This is a genomic window from Burkholderiales bacterium (assembly GCA_013695435.1).
Taxonomy (GTDB): domain Bacteria; phylum Pseudomonadota; class Gammaproteobacteria; order Burkholderiales; family JACMKV01; genus JACMKV01.
Map to the genome: position 1 here is coordinate 1 of JACDAM010000293.1, position 19,298 is coordinate 19,298.

Genomic DNA, 19,298 nt, shown 5'->3' on the forward strand with positions numbered 1-19,298 from the left:
CTACCATTGTTTCTTGGGCACTACTCTTCATGCATCTTTTCCTCTCCGGCAGTTTTCTAGGCCCGCACACGCTATATTTCTTTTATGCCATTCTCATGTTTGTACCGTCACGTAGTAGGCTACTGCAAAACCGTCAATCTCGTATTTCGCCGAGCCGCTCAGTTCAGGCAACACACGAGTGACTAATTGAAGGTTGTTCTAAGCTCGCCATTGGCATATTTGTCTGCGATTGTTTCGAGCAGCAGCGGTTTAATTTTGCCGGCTTGGCCCGCGCTGCCGAACGCCTCAAAGCGCGCCTTGCATAGCGCTTTCGCCGCAAGCATCGCGTCCTTCAGAAATTTGCGCGGATCGAACTCGCTTTTATTTTTCCCCAGATTGCGCCGCACCGCGCCGCTCATGGCGAGGCGGATATCGGTGTCGATGTTGATCTTGCGCACGCCGTGCTTGATGCCCTCCTGGATCTCCTCGACCGGTACGCCGTAGGTTTCCTTCATTTCGCCGCCGTATTCGCGAATCACAGCCAGCCATTCCTGCGGCACGCTGCTCGAACCGTGCATGACCAGATGGGTATTGGGAATGCGCTTATGGATTTCCTTGATGCGGTCGATGGCGAGGATGTCGCCGGTCGGCTTGCGTGAAAATTTGTACGCGCCGTGCGAGGTGCCGATCGCAATGGCGAGCGCATCGACGCCGGTGCGCTTGACGAAATCGGCGGCCTGCTCGGGGTCGGTCAACAGCATGTCGTGAGTCAGCTTGCCTTCGGCGCCCGAGCCATCTTCCTCGCCGGCCATGCCGGATTCGAGTGAGCCGAGACAGCCCAGTTCGCCTTCGACCGAAACGCCGACAGGGTGCGCCATTTCGACGACCTTGCGCGTGACTTCGACGTTGTAGTCGTAGTCGGCCGGTGTTTTCATATCTTCTTTGAGCGATCCGTCCATCATCACGCTCGTAAAACCCGAACGAATCGAGCGCTGACAGACGCTGGGCGAGGCGCCGTGATCCTGATGCATGACGACCGGAATATGCGGATACATTTCGACTGCGGCCAGGATCAGATGGCGCAAAAATGGTTCACCCGCGTATTTACGCGCGCCGGCCGAGCCCTGCATGATAACCGGGCTGTCGCACTCGTCGGCCGCCTGCATGATCGCCTGCACCTGCTCGAGATTGTTGACGTTGAACGCCGGCAGGCCGTAGCCGTGTTCAGCTGCGTGATCGAGTAGCTGCCGCATGGAAACCAGTGCCATTGTCATCTCCTGTTGAAACCCATCCATCCCGGCGCAGCGACACGCAGCGCCGATGCCTTAACCCTACTCGCTATCGTGCTGCCCAACCCGGACGATCTTCATGGTATTGGTATGCCCGGCCTGTCCGATCGCCTCACCTATCGTCAGCACGATCAGGTCGCCGTGCTTGACCGCGCCGCGGCGCAGCAGCTCCTCTTCGGCTTGCATCAATACTTCGTCGCGATCGAGGGAAGCGGTATTGAAGCGTATCGCATGCACGCCTCCGTATAGCGTGACCTTGCGCCAGGTTTCCTGCACCGGCGTCAGCGCATAGATCGGCACGCCGGCGTGCATGCGCGACATCCACAGCGTGGTCGAGCCCGATTGCGTCAGCGCGCCGATCGCCTTGGCTTTCAGATGGTAGGCCGAAAACGACGCCGCCATCGCGATCGATTGATCGATGCGCGTGTGCGACTGATTCATGAAGCCGCGGCGGTCGAGCTGCGCGTCGCCTTCTATTTCGGCTTCGATGCAGACGCGATTCATCGCCTCGACCGCTTCCACCGGGTAATAGCCGACCGCGCTTTCCGCCGATAGCATGACCGCATCGGTGCCGTCGAGCACGGCGTTGGCGACGTCGGAGACTTCGGCGCGGGTCGGAATCGGGCTCTGTATCATCGATTCCATCATTTGCGTGGCCGTGACGACGACCTTGTTGCGCGCGCGCCCGGTACGAATCATGCGCTTCTGCAACGCGGGCACGGCCGCATCGCCGACTTCGACGCTGAGATCGCCGCGTGCGACCATGATCGCGTCGGTCGCTTCCAGGATCTCGTCGAGCGCGGTAATCGCTTCGGCGCGTTCGATCTTCGCCATCATCAAGCCTTTGCCGCCGGCCTTGCGCAGCAGTTTGCGGGCGCGCTCGATGTCCCCACCGCTGCGCACGAACGATACCGCAAGGTAGTCGGCTTCCATTTGCGCCGCGACCTTGATGTCGTCGAGGTCTTTCTCGGTCAAGGCGGGCGCCGACAGGCCGCCGCCCTTGCGGTTGATGCCCTTGTTATCCGATAAGGTTCCGCCCTGTCGTACCTTGCAGATTATTTGCCCGCCACTCACCTCATCGACTTTGAGCACGATCAAGCCGTCGTTCAGCAGCAGCGTATCGCCCGGCGCCACGTCGTTCGGTAAATCCTTGTAGTCGAGCCCCACGCGCTCGTGATCGCCAAATTCGACATTGGCATCGAGAACAAAGCGGGAGCCGACTACCAGACGGGTCTTGCCCTGGGCGAACTTGCCGATGCGAATTTTGGGGCCTTGCAAATCGGCGATGACGCCGACTGTGCGATCGCAACTGCGCGCGATCTGGCGCGCGAGCTCTACCCGTTTCAGGTGCTCATCGGCGGCGCCATGGGAAAAATTCATGCGCACGACGTTGACGCCGGCCTTGATCATGCGCTCAAGCACTTTCGGGCTGCTCGAGGCCGGGCCTATGGTTGCGACGATTTTAGTGCGGCGGAGCATGTTTTGACGGGGATCGGGATCAGATCAGGCTTTCTGAAGCGCAAAGCGCAATTTTTTACTTGGGTGATCGCACATTGCGCTCCTATACCCGATCCGCGATCCGCGATCCCCGTTGTTCCAGAACCTCCACCGCCGGCAGTGGTTTTCCTTCGAGAAATTCCAGAAACGCGCCGCCGCCGGTCGAGATATAAGATATCCGCTCCGCGAGGCCGTACTTGCTGACCGCCGCCAGCGTATCGCCGCCGCCGGCGATCGAAAACGCGTCGGATTCGGCGATCGCTTGCGCCAAGGCTTTGGTGCCGCCGCCGAACTGGTCGAATTCGAATACGCCGAGCGGCCCGTTCCAGACGATGGTTCCGGCATTTTTTACGATTTCGGCGAAGCGCGCGCTGGTTTGTTCCCCGACATCCATGATCAAGTCGTCGGGGGCGACGTCCTCGACTTTTTTCGGCGTCGCGACAGCCGTTTCGGAAAACTCTTTTGCGCACACGACATCGACCGGAATCGGCACCTCTCCGCCGCGGTTGCGCGCGGCATCGATGATGGTTCTGGCCTGCGCAACCAGATCGGGTTCGGCCAGCGATTTGCCGATCGGGTGTCCGGCCGCGAGCATGAAGGTGTTGGCGATGCCGCCGCCGACGATCAAGCGATCGACCTTGCCGGCCAGCGATTCCAGTACCTGCAGCTTGGTCGACACTTTGGAGCCGCCGACGATTGCGACTACCGGACGCGCAGGATTGTCGAGCGCGCGCCCGAGCGCGTCGAGCTCGGCTGCCAGCAGCGGCCCGGCGCATGCAACCTTGGCGAATTTTGCGACGCCGTGCGTGGACGCTTCGGCGCGATGCGCGGTGCCGAACGCATCCATGACGAACACGTCGCACAGCGCCGCCATCTTCTTCGCCAGCGCGTCGTCATTCTTCTTTTCGCCAGGATTGAAGCGGACGTTCTCGAACAACGCCAGTTCATTGGCAACCGGCTCATAGCCATCGAGCCAATCGCGCACCAGTCTGACGTCGCGGCCGAGAAGCTTGCCGAGATGCGTTGCCACCGGACGCAGGGACGCCGCCTCGTCGAACACGCCTTCCTGCGGCCTGCCGAGATGCGACATCAGCATGACGCGCGCATCCGCCGCCAACGCCGCGCGTATCGTCGGCAGCGCCGCGCGAATCCGCGTATCGTCGGTGATTTCGCCGTCTTTCAGCGGCACGTTCAGATCTTCGCGGATCAGCACACGCTTCCCGGCGATGTCGATATCAGCGAGTTTCAGAATGTGCGAGGCGGTGTTCATCAGCGATCAGCGAGGGGTCGAACCAGGACTTTCGGCTTGAGCGAGACTCTATTTCGCGTTCATCAATGCAACGGTGGTATCCAGCATGCGATTCGAAAAGCCCCACTCGTTGTCATACCACGCCAGCACTTTGACCAGCTTGCCGCTGACTTTGGTCAGCGTCGCATCGAAGGTGCTCGATGCCGGATCGTGATTGAAATCGACCGACACCAGCGGCTTGGTGTTGTAGTTCAAAACGCCTTTCAATTCGTTTTCCGATGCAGCTTTCATGACGTTGTTGACTTCATCGACGCTGGTGTCGCGCGCCGCGACGAACGATAAATCGACCAGCGAAACGTTGATCGTCGGTATACGCACGGCAAAGCCGTCGAGCTTACCGTCCAGTTCCGGCAGCACCAGGCCGACTGCGGCGGCGGCGCCGGTCTTGGTCGGGATCATCGACATCGTCGCCGAGCGCGCGCGGCGCAGGTCCTCGTGGTAAACGTCGCTCAGCACCTGATCGTTGGTGTAAGCATGCACTGTCGTCATCAGGCCTCGCACGACGCCGATCTTGTCGTTCAGCGGCTTGACCAGCGGGGCCAGACAGTTGGTTGTGCACGAAGCGTTCGAAATCACCGTGTCGGACGCTTTCAACGCTTGGTGGTTGACGCCGTAAACGATGGTCGCATCGACATCCTTGCCGCCCGGCGCTGAAATAATGACTTTCTTTGCGCCGGCCTGCAGGTGGGCGGAGGCCTTGGCCTTGCTGGTGAAAAGCCCGGTGCATTCAAGGACGACATCGACTTTCAGATCCTTCCACGGCAGTTCGGCCGGATTGCGCACGGCCAGCACCTTGATGCGATCGCCATTGACGACCAGAAATTCTCCATCAACTTCGATCGTGCCGTTAAATTTGCCGTGCGTCGTATCGTAACGCGTCAGGTGCGCGTTGGTCTCGGCGTTGCCGAGATCGTTGATGGCGACGATCTGGATTTCCTTATTGCGGCCCGACTCGTACAGCGCGCGCAGCACGTTGCGGCCGATGCGGCCGTAGCCGTTGATGGCGATGCGGGTTGCCATTGTTTCTCCTCTTCGCAAAAGCGCTATTCTACCGCAGCGTTGCAGCCTGTTTCCGCACGCGCATCCGGTTTATTCAGGGACAGCACGCGTTGCGCCGCGGCCACGACGTTGTCGACGGTAAACCCGAAGTGTTTGAACAACTCGCCGGCCGGGGCTGATTCGCCGAAAGTATCGATGCCGACGACGGCGCCATCGAGTCCCACGTACTTGCGCCAGTAATCGCTGATGCCGGCCTCGATCGCTACCCTGGGCGTGCCGCGCGGCAACACGGCTTGCCGATAGCTTTCCGGCTGTCGATCGAACACACTTGTGCATGGCATTGAGACGACGCGGATGATGATGTTCTTATTCGCCAATGCTTTGCCCGCGTCGACCGCGAGCTGAACCTCGGAGCCGGTCGCGATCAGAACCACATCGGGATTTTTCTCGGAGGGTTTTTTCTGAGCGGCATCGAGCGGCGCAGCGTCGATCAGCACATATCCGCCGCGCGCAATGTCGGCGACGACAATATCGTCTCTTTTCTGGAACGGCAGATTCTGCCGGCTGAACAGCAAACAGCTCGGGCCATCCCGGCGCTCGATTGCCGAGGTCCAGGCGATCAGCGATTCGACGCTGTCGCAGGGCCGCCAGACGTCCATGTTCGGGATATAGCGCAAAGTCGCCGTCTGCTCGACAGCCTGATGCGTCGGGCCGTCTTCGCCGAGCCCGATCGAATCGTGCGTATAAACGAAGATGCTTCGGATCTTCATCAGCGCCGCCATGCGCAGCGCGTTGCGCGCGTATTCGGAGAACATCAGAAATGTCGCGCCGTACGGAATCAGGCCGCCGTACAGCGCCATGCCGTTGACCATCGCCGACATGCCGAATTCGCGCACGCCGAAATATAGCGTGTTGCCGCCGCCGATTTTGTCGACGGTACGCGAGCCCGACCACAGCGTCAGATTCGATCCGGTCAGGTCGGCGGAGCCGCCAATCAATTCCGGGAGTATCGGCGCGAGTCCTTCGATCGCATTCTGCGAGGCTTTGCGGGTGGCGATGTTTTCGGCTTTATCGCGCGCTTTCTTGATCAGCGCGTCGACATGCGTGCGCCAGTTTGCCGGCAATTCTCCGGCCAGCCGGCGATCGAACTCGGCGCCGGGTTCGGGAAAACTTTGCCGGTAGCGGGCAAATAGCTGCCGCCAGGCGGACTCGCGCGTAGCACCCTTTTCGCGCGCATTCCAGCCGTCGTAAATTTCCTGCGGCACATCGAATGCCTGATGTGGCCAGCCCAGATGCTCGCGCGTCGCCACGACCTCGTCGGCGCCGAGCGCGGCGCCGTGGCAATCGTGGCCGCCGCCTTTGTTGGGCGAGCCTTTGCCGATGATGGTTTTGCAGCAGATCAAAGTCGGCTGCAGCGTGTTTGCCTTCGCCGCAATCAGCGCGGCGTCGATATGCTCCGGATCGTGCCCATCGACATCTGCAATCACGTGCCAGCCATACGCCTGAAAACGCCGCGGCGTGTCATCGGTGAACCAGCCTTCGACCTTGCCGTCGATCGAAATGCCGTTGTCATCGTAGATCGCGATCAGCTTGCCCAGGCCCAGCGTACCGGCCAGCGAACAGACCTCGTGCGAAATGCCTTCCATCAGGCAGCCGTCGCCGGCAAACACATAGGTGTAGTGGTCGAGGATAGCGAAGCCCGGACGATTGAATTCTGCGGCCAGCACCTTTTCCGACAGGGCCATGCCGATCGCATTGGCGAGGCCTTGGCCGAGCGGACCGGTGGTCGTCTCTATGCCTGGCGTGTAGCCGTACTCGGGATGGCCCGGCGTCTTCGAGTGAAGTTGGCGAAAGCGCTTGATTTCGTCGATCGACAGGTCGTAGCCGGTCAGATGCAGCAGCGCGTAGTGCAGCATCGAACCGTGGCCGTTCGACAGAATGAAGCGATCGCGATTCAGCCACTTCGGATTCGCCGGATTGTGGCGCAGGTGCTTATTCCACAGCACCTCGGCGATATCGGCCATGCCCATCGGCATGCCGGGATGGCCGGAGTTGGCTTTTTGCACGGCGTCCATCGCCAGAACGCGAATCGCGTTCGCCAAATCACTGCGCGTGGCCATAAATAACGTTCCTGGATTGAAGAAGGGCTTGCCGTGCGCGGCTGACGACGGGCCGGCGTGAGCCCTGCGCAATGCGGATTGTACGAGGGCCACCGAAACGGCGTGCTGCCGGAGTTTCGGTCTAATCGTCGTTTTTCTTCGGCAGGCGCATGCCCAGTTGCTTGAGCTTGCGGTACAGATGCGTCCGCTCCAGCCCGACACTGTCCGCGACGCGGCTCATATTGCCGCGCTCCTGGGCCATATGGTGTCCGAAATAAATGCGTTCGAACGCATCGCGCGCTTCGCGCAAAGGCAGATGCAGGGGCAGCACGCCGCCCGCTGCGCGCTGCTCGATATCGAATTGCGTGAGGACGCGGTTGACATCGGCGAGGCTGATCTCTTCGTCGAGCGAGGTCAGGGCCAGGGTTTTTACCGCGCTTTCGAGCTGCGCCAGATTACCCGGCCAATCCTGATTGCGCAGCGCGTTCAACGCAGCCGTGCTGAACTGGCGGCGCGGCGAATGCCTGGTTTCTATGCAGCGCGCCAGAATCAGGTTGGCCAGATCCGGAATGTCTTCACAATGCTGGCTCAGATTCGGCACACTGATCGTCAGTCCGCTGATGGCGGTGAACAAACGCGAATCGAATGCGCCCTCGGCGAGCTGGTCTGGCAGCGATTTCGACACCGCGCAAATCAGCCGCACGTTGTATTTATCGAGCTTGGCGACAAGGAGCAGCAAGCCCCTCTGCTCGATCCGGCTCAATTCACCGATATCGTGCAGAAACAGGATTCCGTCGCGCGCCTGATTCAGCAGATCGAGCGGCGCTTCGGCCAGCACGCCGAGGTGCTCGGGCGCGACCCATGGCGTGTTCGCTCGATGCAGGAAGCGGGCGCACAGTTCGACTTCGCAACCCGGGTCAGCGGTCAACAGCAGCGGCGTCTTCAGGTTTGCGATCTGCTCGAGCCGCTGCTTCAGTTCCGCAATAATCGGCGCGCGCCCCAGACTGCCCAACGATAGCGCCGGATCGATCTTCGGTTCGCCGCACCGCAGCGCGCGCCCTACCGTGCTGAGCAGCTTCTGCAAACCGATCGGTTTTTCCAGGAAATCGTAGGCGCCGATACGCGTCGCTTCAACCGCGGTGTCGATGGTGCCGTGGCCCGACATCATCACGACCGGCATGGTCAGAAGCCCGCCGCTCGCCCATTCGCGCAGCAGGGTGATGCCGTCCGTATCGGGCATCCAGATGTCGAGCAGCACCAGATCCGGGCGGTTTTGACTACGCATGCTGCGCGCCTGCCCGGCATTTTCGGCGAGCTTGACGAGATAACCCTCATCGCGCAGGATTTCCGATAACAACTCGCGTATGCCGACCTCATCGTCGACGACCAGAATCTGATTCATCGTGCTCCTGTAAGGGTGCTCGCCACGCGCATCAAGCGCGCACTGCGGATTTTTGTGCCGCGTCTTGCGGCACCGCCAGCGGCAACGAAAGCGTCACGCTGGCGCCGCGCGGTTCAAGATTGCTGATCGAAACGACGCCGCCGTGTTCTTCTATGATGCGCTTTACGATCGCAAGGCCCAGACCGGTGCCTTTCTGCTTCGTCGTAACGTACGGTTCGAACACGCGCGCCAGCAACTGTTCGGGGAATCCGCTGCCATTGTCGATCACGCTAAGTTGAACCGCGCTTTCGGCGGCAGTGGTTCGCACGGTAACGATGGGTTTCGGCTGCGCGGTCAGCGCATCCTGCGCATTCTGCAGCAAATTGTGTATGACCTGACGCAATTGATTCGGATCGCCGTTGATTTGCGGCAGCCGCGGCGCCAGCTCGAGTCTGATCGGCGAGCCCGGCGCTTCGTACAACGCGAGCACATCGCGAACGAGCCGGTTCAGATCGAGCGCTTGCAGGCTCGGGCCGGGGGAGCGCGCATATTGGCTGAAGGCGTCGACCATGCTCTTCAGCGCGGCGACCTGGGTCACGATGTTCTGCGTCGAGCGTTCCAGCATTAAGGCATCGGCGGGTTCGAGCTTGGCGGCCAGCTTGCGCTGCATGCGTTCGGCCGATAACTGAATCGGCATCAGCGGATTCTTGATTTCGTGCGCGAGCCGGCGCGCGACTTCGCTCCACGCGGCATGACGCTGCGCTTCCAGCAGGTGCGTGATGTCGTCGAACACGACCACGTGGTCGGCCTGTTTGCCAGGGAGCCGCGTCCCGCGCAGCAGCAGAACGCGGCTGCCGGCGCGATCGGCGTAGTCAAGCTGCCTTTCCCACTCGGCCCCTTCGCCGCGAGAAAACGATTCCAGAATCGTCCGGCTCAGCCCTTCCAGGCGCGGCGAGCGCTCCGGCCACGCCTTCAGCTCGACGCCGCGCAAGGTGCTGAAATCGACGTGCAGCAAATGGCCGGCGCTGGGATTTTCCGAACGCAGGCGAAACGATTCGTCGAACGACATGACGCCGGCGGACAGATTCGCCAGCAGGCTTTCGACGTAGGCCTTGGCGGTTTCGAGCTGCGCTTGGTTGCGTTGCGCGGCGGCGCGCGCTTCGCCGAGTTGTTGCGTCATCCGGTTGAACGACTGCGTCAGCGCGCCGAGTTCATCGCGCCCGGGCAAGGTGTGCTGCTGGGAAAAATCGCCTTGCGCGACAGCGCGCGTGCCCTTGGCCAGAATGCCGAGCGGCGCGGAGAGCCGCTCCGACAGGAAAAAGGCGAGCGCGAAAGCGCCGAGCAGCGCGAGCAGAAGCGCCAAGGTCAGGGTCACGCCATAGAGCTGCTTCAGCCCTTGCCGCGACAGGGTCAGTTCCTGGTAGTCGCGGTAAATGCTTTGCACGGTTTCGGCATCCTGCGCGAGTTGCGCCGGCACCGGTTGCAGCAATTGCAGCATGCGCGCGTCCTCGCTGAACGTATAGAGATTGATCGGCACGATCACGCGCAACTGCAATCCTTCGTCGGGCACATCCTCGACTGCGCTATAGCCCTGCTGCAAGCGGACCTGGCGCAGCACGCCGGCGTTCGGAAGATCGGGCATCAGGTCGGCGCGCTCACCGGTCGAAAAGGCGACCACGGCGCCGCGCCGATCGAACAAGGTCGCCTCCTGCACACCGGTCTGCTCGCGCAACTGATTCAGCGCCGACAGGTGCTGATGCGTCGGCAATTCCGACAAAGTCAGCGCGATCGAATCGCCGCTGGCGATCAGGTCCTTCAGCATCTGGTCCAGTGCGGTGCGGCCGAGGCTCAAGCCGCCTTCAAGCGCTTTGTCGACGCGCACGTCGAACCACGAATCGATGCTTTTTGCCAGAAAGCCGACCGACACGCTGTAGACCAGCGCGCCGGGCAACAGCGCCATCAGCGCAAAAAACCAGACCAGCCGGCGCATCAGCTTGGCGCCGAACACGCCCGCCTTCACTTTGCGCTGCAGCTTGACGAGCTGATATCCGACCAGCGCGATCAGGCATAGCACGAGCGTCCCGTTCAGAACCAGCAGCAGCGGATACTGCCGGGCAAAAAGCGCCGTATTGGCGGTTGCGATCGACAACATATACAGCGCAACCGCGCCAAGGCTGAGGCACAGGATAATGAAATACTTGGGGCCGGACCGGCGCATCAACGACCGGGCGCGGGCGCTCGTGACTCTCATGGCCAGGCGGTCCATCTGATGGCGATACGGTCCGCGTGCCGCGATCGCGTTTTTATCTTCAACAAACTCATAGCGAGGCCGTCCATCTATACCATCCGGAATCGAGCGACCAGGCGCGGCTGGCCAACGCGTCGATTTGAATCGGCTTGGGCAGCTGCGATAGATCGAGTTGCATGCGCAGGCCCGCGGTATAGGAGGTATCCGGTTCGAGCGCCGATTTGTCGAGCACGCGTCGCTCGCGAATCCGGCTCAATTCCCGCAACGCTTCGTCCAGCGTCGCGAAATTCTGGAAATTGCCGGCGCTGCCGACGCGATATTGGCGGGTCAAAGCGTTATAGCTGAGTTTGTACTGGTTTCTCAAGGTGGCGATTTTTTCATCGAACCAGTACCAGCGCGAGCGCGTCAACTGGAATTCGAATTCAAAGTAAAGTGCTATGCCCTTGTTCAGCGCATCCTCGATAGTCTGATTCAGTTCGATCTGGTAGTCGGCATCCAGATCGTAGCCTTCGTCGTTGACGCTCAATTCGGCGGTGCGAATCGCGATGCCGTCAGCAAGCGCGGCGGGCGCCACCAGCCACAAAGGCAGCCACAGGCAGGCAATCAGAACGAGTTTAGCGTTTCTGCAGCAGTGCATAGTAAAAGCCATCGTGCTGCGCGTTGGGCAGGAGCTGTCCGTCGTGATTTTGCGGGAGATCGAGCGGCAGGCGTCGCGCATCGGGGTGACGGTCAAGAAGCCCGGCAATCTGCCGCTGATTCTCGTCGTCAAACACCGAGCAAGTTGCATACAGCAATTTACCATCAGTCGCCAGGGTGCGCCACAGCGCATCCAGCAGGCGCGCCTGACGTTCGGAAAACTGCGCGATATCGGCTTCGCGGCGCAGCCATTTCGCGTCGGGATGACGGCGCACGACACCGGAAGCCGAGCACGGAACATCGGCCAGAATGCGATCGAACGCACGGCCATCCCACCACGCGTCCACGTTCTGCGCGTCCGCGCATACAACGTTGGCCGCAAACCCGAGGCGGTCGAGATTTTCGTGAACACGGCGAAGACGCCCGGCATCGCTGTCGAGCGCAGTCAGCTCGATATCCGCAAGCTCGAGCAGGTGCGCGGATTTGCCGCCCGGCGCGGCGCAGGCATCGAGTACCGTTTGTCGATCGCGCGTTTGTCGATCACATATATCGAGCGCGTGCGCGGCAAGTTGAGCGCCGGCGTCCTGCACCGATGCCAAGCCGTCGCGAAATCCGGGCAGCGCATCGACCGCTGTCGGCTTTTCGAGCAATACCCCCTCGCTTCCGATTGCACGAGCGGCGATTTCCTTTTGCGCCAAAGCCGCGAGGTATTCGGCCCGATTCGTCCGGCGCCGGTTGATCCGCAAGCACATCGGCGGGTGCGAGTTCCCGGCGGCGAGAATCGCAGCGTATTGTTCCGGATATTGTCTTTTCAGGCGGTCGATCCACCATTGCGGATGCGAATAGCGGCCCACTTCATTCGACGCCGCCAGTTCGAGCAAGGCCGCGCGCCGGCGCAAAAAATTGCGCAGCACCGCGTTGACCATACCTTGCGCGGCCCGGACCCCCAGCGGCACGCAGGCCATGACCGCCTGATCGACGACGGCATGCGGCGCAGCGCGCGTGTACTCGAGCTGAAACAGCGCCGCGATCAGAAGGCAGCGCAGCGCTGCGTCGGGCACCGGGCGATCGAGCAGCAAGGCCAGCACGGCGTCGAGCTGACCGTAATGGCGCAGCGCCCCGTAGCAGACATTCTGAATCGATGCGCGGTCGTGAGCTGTCAGCCCGGTATGCTGCAGCCACACGGCTTGTAACGCAGCATTCAGGCTTTTTCCAGATAGCACCTGGGCCAGCGTCCGCGCGGCGTGATTTTGCGCTTCGTACAAGACGCTCTGGTCTAGCGCACGGCAGGTATTTCGAAACGGTCGCCGGCCTGCATCGGGAAGCCGCGCAGAAATGCACCGGCCGCAAGCCGCTTGCCGCCGGCTTTTTGCAGTTCTTCGATACGGATTTCGCCTTCGCCGCAAGACACGGTGACGCCGTCAGCGCCAACTCGCACAATTGTACCCGGAGGTTGAGCGCCCGCGATGGCAGCGACAGGTGGCGCTCGCCACAGCTTTAGCGCAGTCTCACGAATTTGCGCGCACGCGAGCGGAGCTGGATTGAAGGCGCGAACCACCCTGTCGATCCCGGCAGCCGACTGCCGCCAGTCGATCGAGGCCTCGGTTTTCAGAAGCTTGGCGGCGTACGTTGCGCCCTGAGCCGGTTGCGCGATTGCCTGCAGATTTCCGGCTGTGATCTGCTCCAGCGCAGCAACGATACAACGCGCGCCAGTGGCCGCCAGCTTGTCGTGCAGGCTTTGCCCGGTTTCCCGCATCTCGATGCCGACAGTTTGCTGCAGCAGCAACGGCCCGCTATCGAGACCGGCGTCCATTTGCATAATGCTGATGCCGGTCTCGATGTCGCCGGCCAGGAGGGCGCGCTGGATGGGGGCAGCACCGCGCCAGCGCGGCAACAGCGAGGCGTGGATGTTGATACAGCCAAACCTTGGCAAAGCCAGAATGGCCGGCGGCAAGATCAGTCCATAGGCGGCCACGACCATCGCATCGACTTTCGCGGCGGCGATCGCGGCCAAGGAAGCTGTCGATCTGAGGTTGTCCGGTTGGAATAGCGGCAGATTGTGCTCGAGCGCGAGCTTCTTGACGGGACTGATCGCGAGTTTCATGCCGCGCCCGGACGGACGGTCTGGCTGCGTCATGACCAGAGCGATTTCGTGACCTGCTGCCAGCAAGGCGTTGAGCGCCGTCGCGGCAAATTCCGGCGTTCCCGCAAAAACCAGTCTCAACTGCGAACCCGGCTGCCAATGCCGCTGACGACCGCCGCGCTCAAGCCGAAGCGCGCTGCTTTTTGAATTTGGCGGCGATCCGGCTTTGCTTCAGCCGCGACAGGTATTCGATGAATAGTTTCCCTTGCAGATGATCGATTTCGTGCTGGATGCAGACTGCGAGCAAACCTTCGGTTTCGACTTCGAAGGAGCGGCCTTCGACGTCGAGGGCTCGCGCCTTGATGCGTTTCGCACGCGTGACGGTATCGAAAACGCCGGGCACCGATAGACAGCCCTCCTCGTGCTCAGCCGTTCCGCTGGCCTCCACAATTTCAGGATTGATCAGGACCAGCAACTGGTCGCGCGTTTCCGAAACATCGATGACGACGACGCGCTTGTGGACGTCGACCTGCGTAGCCGCCAGCCCTACGCCGGGCGCGTCGTACATGGTAGCCGCCATGTCGTCAACCAGCCTTCGGATCTCGGGGGTGATGCCGGTAATTGGCGCGGCGACGCGGTGGAGTCTGGGCTCGGGGTATTGGAGTATGCTCAGAATCGGCATATTTACTTGCGAATTTAATAAATTAGATGCAGAATTTAAACTTATTTGTTAAGCTTCTGCGGTTGTCGCTGTGCGGCAACCGGAAAAGACACGGACGAGCAACGATCACTATGGGGAACTCGATGGTCAAGTCAATTATAACGCTAGTTTTCTTCGTCTGTTTCGGCGTAGCCGCGGCAGCCGATCTCGGCGTCAAAAATCTGCAGGACAATTCGCCCGACCAGTACACCGTCGTCAAGGGCGATACCCTTTGGGCGATTTCCGGCCGCTTCCTGAAGGAACCATGGCGCTGGCCGGAAATCTGGAATATGAATCGAGACCAGATCAAAAATCCCCATTTGATTTACCCGGGAGACTTGATTGTGCTCGATAAAACCAATGGCCGACCGAGTCTGCGCCTGGTCAAAAAACACAAGCTGCAGGAAACGGTCAAGCTGAGCCCGACGGCGCGCAGCGAGGATCTCTCGCAAAAATCGATTCCCAGCATTCCGCCTTCGGCGATCGAACCGTTTCTGAGTCAGCCGCTGGTGGCGGATCAGGAATGGCTGAATTCGGGACCGGCGATAGTTGCGACGCAGGAAGATCGCGTCGTCATCGGCGCCGGCGATAGCGTCTACGCGCTGGGCGTGCCGGAAAACGAATCGCGTTTTTGGCAGATATTCCGACCCGGCAAACCGCTCGTCGATCCGCTGACCAAGGAAACGCTCGGTTACGAAGCGGTCTACCTCGGCGAGGCGAAGATCGTCAAGCCCGGCGACAGCACAACCCCGACCACGCTCGAGGTCATCAAATCGAATCAGGAAATAACCGTTGGCGACCGCCTGTTTCCGGCCCCGCCGGCCAGCTTTACGACGTATGCGCCGCACGCGCCTGACAGCCAGGTGCAAGGACGCATTATCTCCGCCTATGGCGGGGTTGCCGAAGCCGGGCAAAATGCTATCGTAACTTTGAACAAGGGCGCCCGCGACGGGCTCGAAGTTGGCCATGTGCTGGCAATTCATCGCGATCCGGAAAGCGTCAAACTGCGCGCACGTTCGTTCTACGGTAACGACGCTTCCCAGAAAAAGCCTGAGCGCGATTTCAAGCTGCCCAGCGAGCGCTATGGGCTGGTGTTCGTTTTCCGTACCTTCGACAAGGTATCGTACGCGCTGGTCATGCAAACCAATCGCAATGTGAACGTCCTCGACCTCGTGCAGAATCCGTAATACCTGATTTGCAGGGCGCGCCGAATCCGGCGCGCCCTGCTTGCGCGCTGTTGGGTTAAGCTCCTGCAGTTCGCGGTTTCGAAAATCCCCGTCGTATTACCACTGTCGCCAAAAATCTATGCCGGCACACCCGGCTGACATCCAAAGCTGGCTGAAACTCACCCTCATCCCCGGATTGGGTGACGCCGGAATTCGCCAGCTCCTGCAACGGTTTGGCTCGCCCGACGGAGTGCTCGGCGCGAGTGTGCGCTCGCTTTCCGAGATCGTCCCCGCGGCAACCGCACAAAAAATCAGCGGCGGCGCGGCGCCCGAACGGATGGAAGCGACACTCGCGTGGCTGCAGGATGCGACGAATCATGTCGTCACCGTGGGTGACGACCACTACCCGAGGCTGCTGCTGCAAACCGCCGATCCGCCGTTGCTGCTCTACGTGAAAGGCTCGGTCGATCTCCTTGACCAGCCCATGCTTGCCGTGGTCGGCAGCCGCAATGCCACAGCGCAGGGTTTGGACAATGCAGAATCGTTCGCGCGCGCCGTGAGCGACGTGGGTTTATGCGTAATCAGCGGCCTTGCTCTGGGTATCGACGCGGCGGCGCATCGCGGCGGCCTGGCCGGCGCTTCTGCCAGCGTGGCGGTCGTCGGCACCGGCCTCGACATCGTTTATCCGGCGCGCAATCGGGAACTGGCGCATCTGCTGGCTGAGCACGGTGCGCTGGTTTCGGAATTTCCGATTGGCACGCCGGCGCTCGGCAACAACTTCCCGCGCCGCAACCGCGTGATTAGCGGCATGAGCCTGGGTTGCCTCGTGGTGGAAGCGGCGACGCAAAGCGGCTCGCTGATCACGGCGCGAGTCGCGCTCGAACAGGGGCGTGAAGTGTTCGCCGTACCCGGCTCGATACATTCACCGCTTTCCAAAGGTTGTCATTGGCTGATCAAGCAAGGCGCAAAGCTGGTCGAGTGCGCCGACGACATTCTGCAAGAGCTCAATTGGCGCAGCCGCTGTGCGCCCGCTGCAGCCTCGATCCCGCTGCCTTCCGCGCTCGGCGCCAAGGCTGCAGCTGTCCTTCAACACCTGGGTTTCGATCCATGCACGATCGATACCTTGTGCGGACGTTCGGGCATTGCCGCTGAGACGCTTTCAGCGATTCTGCTGACGCTTGAACTCGACGGCCTGGTCAGTTCGCTCCCCGGCGGTTTATACCAGCGCCTGCCGGCATCTGCCGGCGATTCAAGCTGACGGCGCTTGCGTTGGCCGGGTATTGTTTCTAATATCTGCCGCTTGCCTCCAACCCGTCCCCAGAAGTGAAGCCTGGTAAAACTCTGATCATCGCGGAAAAACCTTCGGTCGCGAACGATATCGCGCGCGCGCTCGGCGGTTTCAGCAAGCACGACGACTATTTCGAAAGCGCCGACCATATTCTGTCATCGGCGGTCGGCCATCTGCTCGAGCTGTGCGTCCCGGAGGAATTCGAGGTCAAGCGCGGCAAGTGGACGTTTACCCATCTGCCGATGATCCCCCCCCACTTCGGGCTGAGGCCGATCGAGAAAACCGAGTCCCGGCTGAAACTGCTTGCAAAGCTGGTTAAACGCAAGGATGTGGCCGACGTGATCAACGCCTGCGATGCCGGGCGCGAAGGCGAGCTGATATTTCATTATTTGATGCGCCACCTGAAAAGCCAGAAACCGGTGCGTCGGCTGTGGCTGCAATCGATGACGCCGGGCGCGATCCGGGACGGTTTCGAAGGTTTGCGCGCCGGCGAAACCATGGCGCCGCTGGCTGCCGCCGCAGTGTGCCGGTCCGAGGCTGATTGGCTCGTCGGTATCAATGGCACGCGCGCGATGACGGCGTTCAATTCCAAAGCCGGCGGCTTTCATTTGACGACCGTGGGCCGCGTGCAAACGCCGACGCTCGCCATCGTCGTCGAGCGCGAAGAGGCGATCAAACGCTTCGCTGCCCGGGATTATTGGGAGGTCCACGCGACTTTCGAGGCCGCTGCGGGCAGTTACAACGGGCGCTGGTTTGACGAGCGATTCGCGAAGACCACGGGCGAGGCCGAGCTTCGCGCTGAGCGGCTGTGGGATGGGGCGCGGGCGCGGGCGATCCGCGAGCGGTGCTTCGGCCAGCCGGGAATTGTCACGGAGGAAAGCAAGCCGTCAACCGAAAGTTGTCCGCTGCTGTATGACTTGACCAGCCTGCAGCGCGATGCCAATGGCCGCTTCGGATTTTCCGCGAGAACGACGCTGAGCCTGGCGCAGGCGCTTTATGAGCGGCACAAAGCGCTGACTTATCCGCGCACCGATTCGCGCGCGCTGCCGGAAGACTACGCGGCGACGGTCAAAGAGACCTTGAGCGTCCTGGCGGGGACAGTTTACAAACCACACGCCAGCCTGATCCTGAAACAAGGATGGGTTCGGCCGAACCCGCGTATTTTCAATAACGCGAAGATTTCCGATCACTTTGCGATCATCCCAACTCCGCTGCCGCCGCGCAATCTGAACGATGCCGAAGCCAAACTTTACGATCTGGTCACCAAGCGCTTTCTCGCTATCTTCCATCCTGCCGCCGAATTTCTGCTGACGACGCGTATTACCCGCGTCGCCGACGAGCCTTTCAAAACCGAGGGTAAGGTTATGGTCGATGCCGGTTGGCAGGCTGTCTACGGCAAGGAAGTCCAGTCCACGGAGGCGAGCCTGACCCCGGTCCGCGCGAACGAAACCGTCGCGACGCGCGAAGTCGAAGTCGTCGCGCACCGGACGAAGCCGCCGGCGCGCTACACGGAAGCGACTTTGCTGTCGGCGATGGAGGGGGCGGGCAAGCTGATCGAGGATGAAGATTTGCGCGAAGCGATGCTAGGCAAAGGCTTGGGAACGCCGGCGACGCGTGCGACCATCATCGAAAATCTGATCCTCGAAAAGTACATGCTGCGCAACGGCCGCGAGCTGGAAGCGACCGCCAAGGCTTTCTCGCTGATCACGCTGCTGCGCGGTCTGGACGTCCGCGAGTTGTGCTCGCCGGAATTAACCGGAAATTGGGAGTTCAAGCTGAAGCGCGTCGAACGCGGCGAAATCGGACGCGAGGTATTCATGGACGACATTATCGATATGACCGAGCGCATCGTTCGCCAGGCCAAGAACCACGACAGCGACACCGTTCCCGGTGACTTCGGCACACTGCAGGCGCGCTGCCCTAGGTGCGGCGGCGTGGTCAAGGAAACCTACAAAACCTTCCAGTGCGAAAACTGCGATTTCTCACTCTGGAAAATTCTTGCCAGACGGCAATTCGAAGTCGCCGAAATGGAGCAACTGATCCGTGAGCGGCAGGTGGGTCCGTTGGCCGGCTTCCGCAGTAAAATGGGCAGGCCTTTCACGGCGTCGGTCTTGCTGAGCCCGGAGCTCGAAATAAAGTTCGATTTCGCGCTCGAAGACAACGCCGCGACAGAAGCACCCGACTTCAGCGAGCAAAAGCCTTTGGGGAAATGCCCGAAATGCGGGGCGGGGGTTTACGAACTTTCGAGTAAATATGTATGCAAGAACGCGACCGGACCCGACAAATCGTGCGACTTCAGCACCGGACGGACGATCCTGCAGCGGCCGATCGAGCGCGAGCAAGTCGAGAAATTGCTGACGCTGGGCAAGACCGATCTGTTGACCAGGTTCGTATCGAAAAAAGGCCGTCCGTTTTCCGCGTTTCTGGTGGTCGGGGAGGGCGGCAAGATCTCGTTTGAATTCGCCCCTCGGGTTGGAAAAGGCGGAAACAAGGCCAAAGGCGGCAAAAAAGCGGCGGAATCCCTCAAAGCACCGTCGCACGATCACCCAGCACCCGTCATCGAGAAACCGCCGAAGCCGCGGCGGCGCACTGCTACGGGCCGAGGGTAGTATTTGAAATTGACG

General features: G+C 61.0%; 14 protein-coding genes. 3 read left to right on the forward strand and 11 right to left on the reverse strand.

Annotation, left to right across the window (positions count from 1 at the left end):
• Nucleotides 1-182: 182 nt before the first annotated feature.
• The 11 genes from H0V78_14195 to def all read right to left on the reverse strand — a co-directional run bounded on the left by H0V78_14195 (nucleotide 183) and on the right by def (nucleotide 14,202).
• Nucleotides 183-1,247 carry a fructose-bisphosphate aldolase class II gene (locus H0V78_14195; protein ID MBA2352884.1) on the reverse strand — a complete coding sequence of 355 codons (1,065 nt, stop codon included), beginning with the start codon at nucleotides 1,245-1,247 and terminating at the stop codon, nucleotides 183-185.
• A 63-nt stretch (nucleotides 1,248-1,310) separates the two neighbouring features.
• A complete protein-coding gene (gene pyk / locus H0V78_14200; protein ID MBA2352885.1) occupies nucleotides 1,311-2,747 on the reverse strand; it encodes a pyruvate kinase in 1,437 nt (478 codons plus the stop codon).
• Between the two features lie 82 nt (nucleotides 2,748-2,829).
• Nucleotides 2,830-4,035, reverse strand: a complete 1,206-nt coding sequence (locus tag H0V78_14205) for a phosphoglycerate kinase (protein MBA2352886.1) — start codon at nucleotides 4,033-4,035, stop codon at nucleotides 2,830-2,832.
• Nucleotides 4,036-4,083: 48 nt separating this feature from the next.
• Nucleotides 4,084-5,094, reverse strand: coding sequence for a type I glyceraldehyde-3-phosphate dehydrogenase (gene gap, locus H0V78_14210; protein MBA2352887.1), 1,011 nt, complete (start codon nucleotides 5,092-5,094; stop codon nucleotides 4,084-4,086).
• A 23-nt stretch (nucleotides 5,095-5,117) separates the two neighbouring features.
• A complete protein-coding gene (gene tkt / locus H0V78_14215; GenBank protein ID MBA2352888.1) occupies nucleotides 5,118-7,193 on the reverse strand; it encodes a transketolase in 2,076 nt (691 codons plus the stop codon).
• Nucleotides 7,194-7,314: 121 nt separating this feature from the next.
• Nucleotides 7,315-8,574, reverse strand: a complete 1,260-nt coding sequence (locus H0V78_14220) for a sigma-54-dependent Fis family transcriptional regulator (GenBank protein ID MBA2352889.1) — start codon at nucleotides 8,572-8,574, stop codon at nucleotides 7,315-7,317.
• A 31-nt stretch (nucleotides 8,575-8,605) separates the two neighbouring features.
• Entirely contained in the window at nucleotides 8,606-10,771 is a 2,166-nt protein-coding gene (locus H0V78_14225; protein ID MBA2352890.1) for a HAMP domain-containing protein, read from the reverse strand.
• Between the two features lie 100 nt (nucleotides 10,772-10,871).
• Entirely contained in the window at nucleotides 10,872-11,438 is a 567-nt protein-coding gene (locus H0V78_14230) for a DUF4390 domain-containing protein (protein ID MBA2352891.1), read from the reverse strand.
• A complete protein-coding gene (gene rsmB, locus H0V78_14235) occupies nucleotides 11,416-12,702 on the reverse strand; it encodes a 16S rRNA (cytosine(967)-C(5))-methyltransferase RsmB (protein MBA2352892.1) in 1,287 nt (428 codons plus the stop codon). The genes H0V78_14230 and rsmB overlap by 23 nt, the downstream gene beginning before the upstream one ends.
• Nucleotides 12,703-12,713: 11 nt before the next feature.
• The gene (locus tag H0V78_14240) at nucleotides 12,714-13,661 is read right to left on the reverse strand and encodes a methionyl-tRNA formyltransferase (GenBank protein MBA2352893.1); all 948 of its coding nucleotides are present in this window, start codon (nucleotides 13,659-13,661) and stop codon (nucleotides 12,714-12,716) included.
• A gap of 40 nt (nucleotides 13,662-13,701) precedes the next feature.
• A complete protein-coding gene (gene def, locus H0V78_14245; GenBank protein ID MBA2352894.1) occupies nucleotides 13,702-14,202 on the reverse strand; it encodes a peptide deformylase in 501 nt (166 codons plus the stop codon).
• 122 nt (nucleotides 14,203-14,324) lie between these two features.
• Between def and H0V78_14250 the strand changes: the two genes are divergently transcribed.
• The 3 genes from H0V78_14250 (at nucleotide 14,325) to H0V78_14260 (ending at nucleotide 19,283) form a co-directional block, all read left to right on the forward strand.
• Nucleotides 14,325-15,407, forward strand: coding sequence for a LysM peptidoglycan-binding domain-containing protein (locus H0V78_14250; GenBank protein MBA2352895.1), 1,083 nt, complete (start codon nucleotides 14,325-14,327; stop codon nucleotides 15,405-15,407).
• Between the two features lie 118 nt (nucleotides 15,408-15,525).
• Nucleotides 15,526-16,644 carry a DNA-protecting protein DprA gene (gene dprA, locus H0V78_14255; protein ID MBA2352896.1) on the forward strand — a complete coding sequence of 373 codons (1,119 nt, stop codon included), beginning with the start codon at nucleotides 15,526-15,528 and terminating at the stop codon, nucleotides 16,642-16,644.
• 65 nt (nucleotides 16,645-16,709) lie between these two features.
• Nucleotides 16,710-19,283, forward strand: coding sequence for a DNA topoisomerase III (locus H0V78_14260; protein MBA2352897.1), 2,574 nt, complete (start codon nucleotides 16,710-16,712; stop codon nucleotides 19,281-19,283).
• Nucleotides 19,284-19,298: the final 15 nt, after the last annotated feature.

Bases quoted from the DNA above. Each gene is read 5' to 3' on its own strand.
- H0V78_14195 (MBA2352884.1), bottom strand. From the start codon at position 1,247: ATGGCACTGGTTTCCATGCGGCAGCTACTCGATCACGCAGCTGAACAC.
- pyk (MBA2352885.1), bottom strand. From the start codon at position 2,747: ATGCTCCGCCGCACTAAAATCGTCGCAACCATAGGCCCGGCCTCGAGC.
- H0V78_14205 (MBA2352886.1), bottom strand. From the start codon at position 4,035: ATGAACACCGCCTCGCACATTCTGAAACTCGCTGATATCGACATCGCC.
- gap (MBA2352887.1), bottom strand. From the start codon at position 5,094: ATGGCAACCCGCATCGCCATCAACGGCTACGGCCGCATCGGCCGCAAC.
- tkt (MBA2352888.1), bottom strand. From the start codon at position 7,193: ATGGCCACGCGCAGTGATTTGGCGAACGCGATTCGCGTTCTGGCGATG.
- H0V78_14220 (MBA2352889.1), bottom strand. From the start codon at position 8,574: ATGAATCAGATTCTGGTCGTCGACGATGAGGTCGGCATACGCGAGTTG.
- H0V78_14225 (MBA2352890.1), bottom strand. From the start codon at position 10,771: ATGCGCCGGTCCGGCCCCAAGTATTTCATTATCCTGTGCCTCAGCCTT.
- H0V78_14230 (MBA2352891.1), bottom strand. From the start codon at position 11,438: ATGCACTGCTGCAGAAACGCTAAACTCGTTCTGATTGCCTGCCTGTGG.
- def (MBA2352894.1), bottom strand. From the start codon at position 14,202: ATGCCGATTCTGAGCATACTCCAATACCCCGAGCCCAGACTCCACCGC.
- H0V78_14250 (MBA2352895.1), top strand. From the start codon at position 14,325: ATGGTCAAGTCAATTATAACGCTAGTTTTCTTCGTCTGTTTCGGCGTA.
- dprA (MBA2352896.1), top strand. From the start codon at position 15,526: ATGCCGGCACACCCGGCTGACATCCAAAGCTGGCTGAAACTCACCCTC.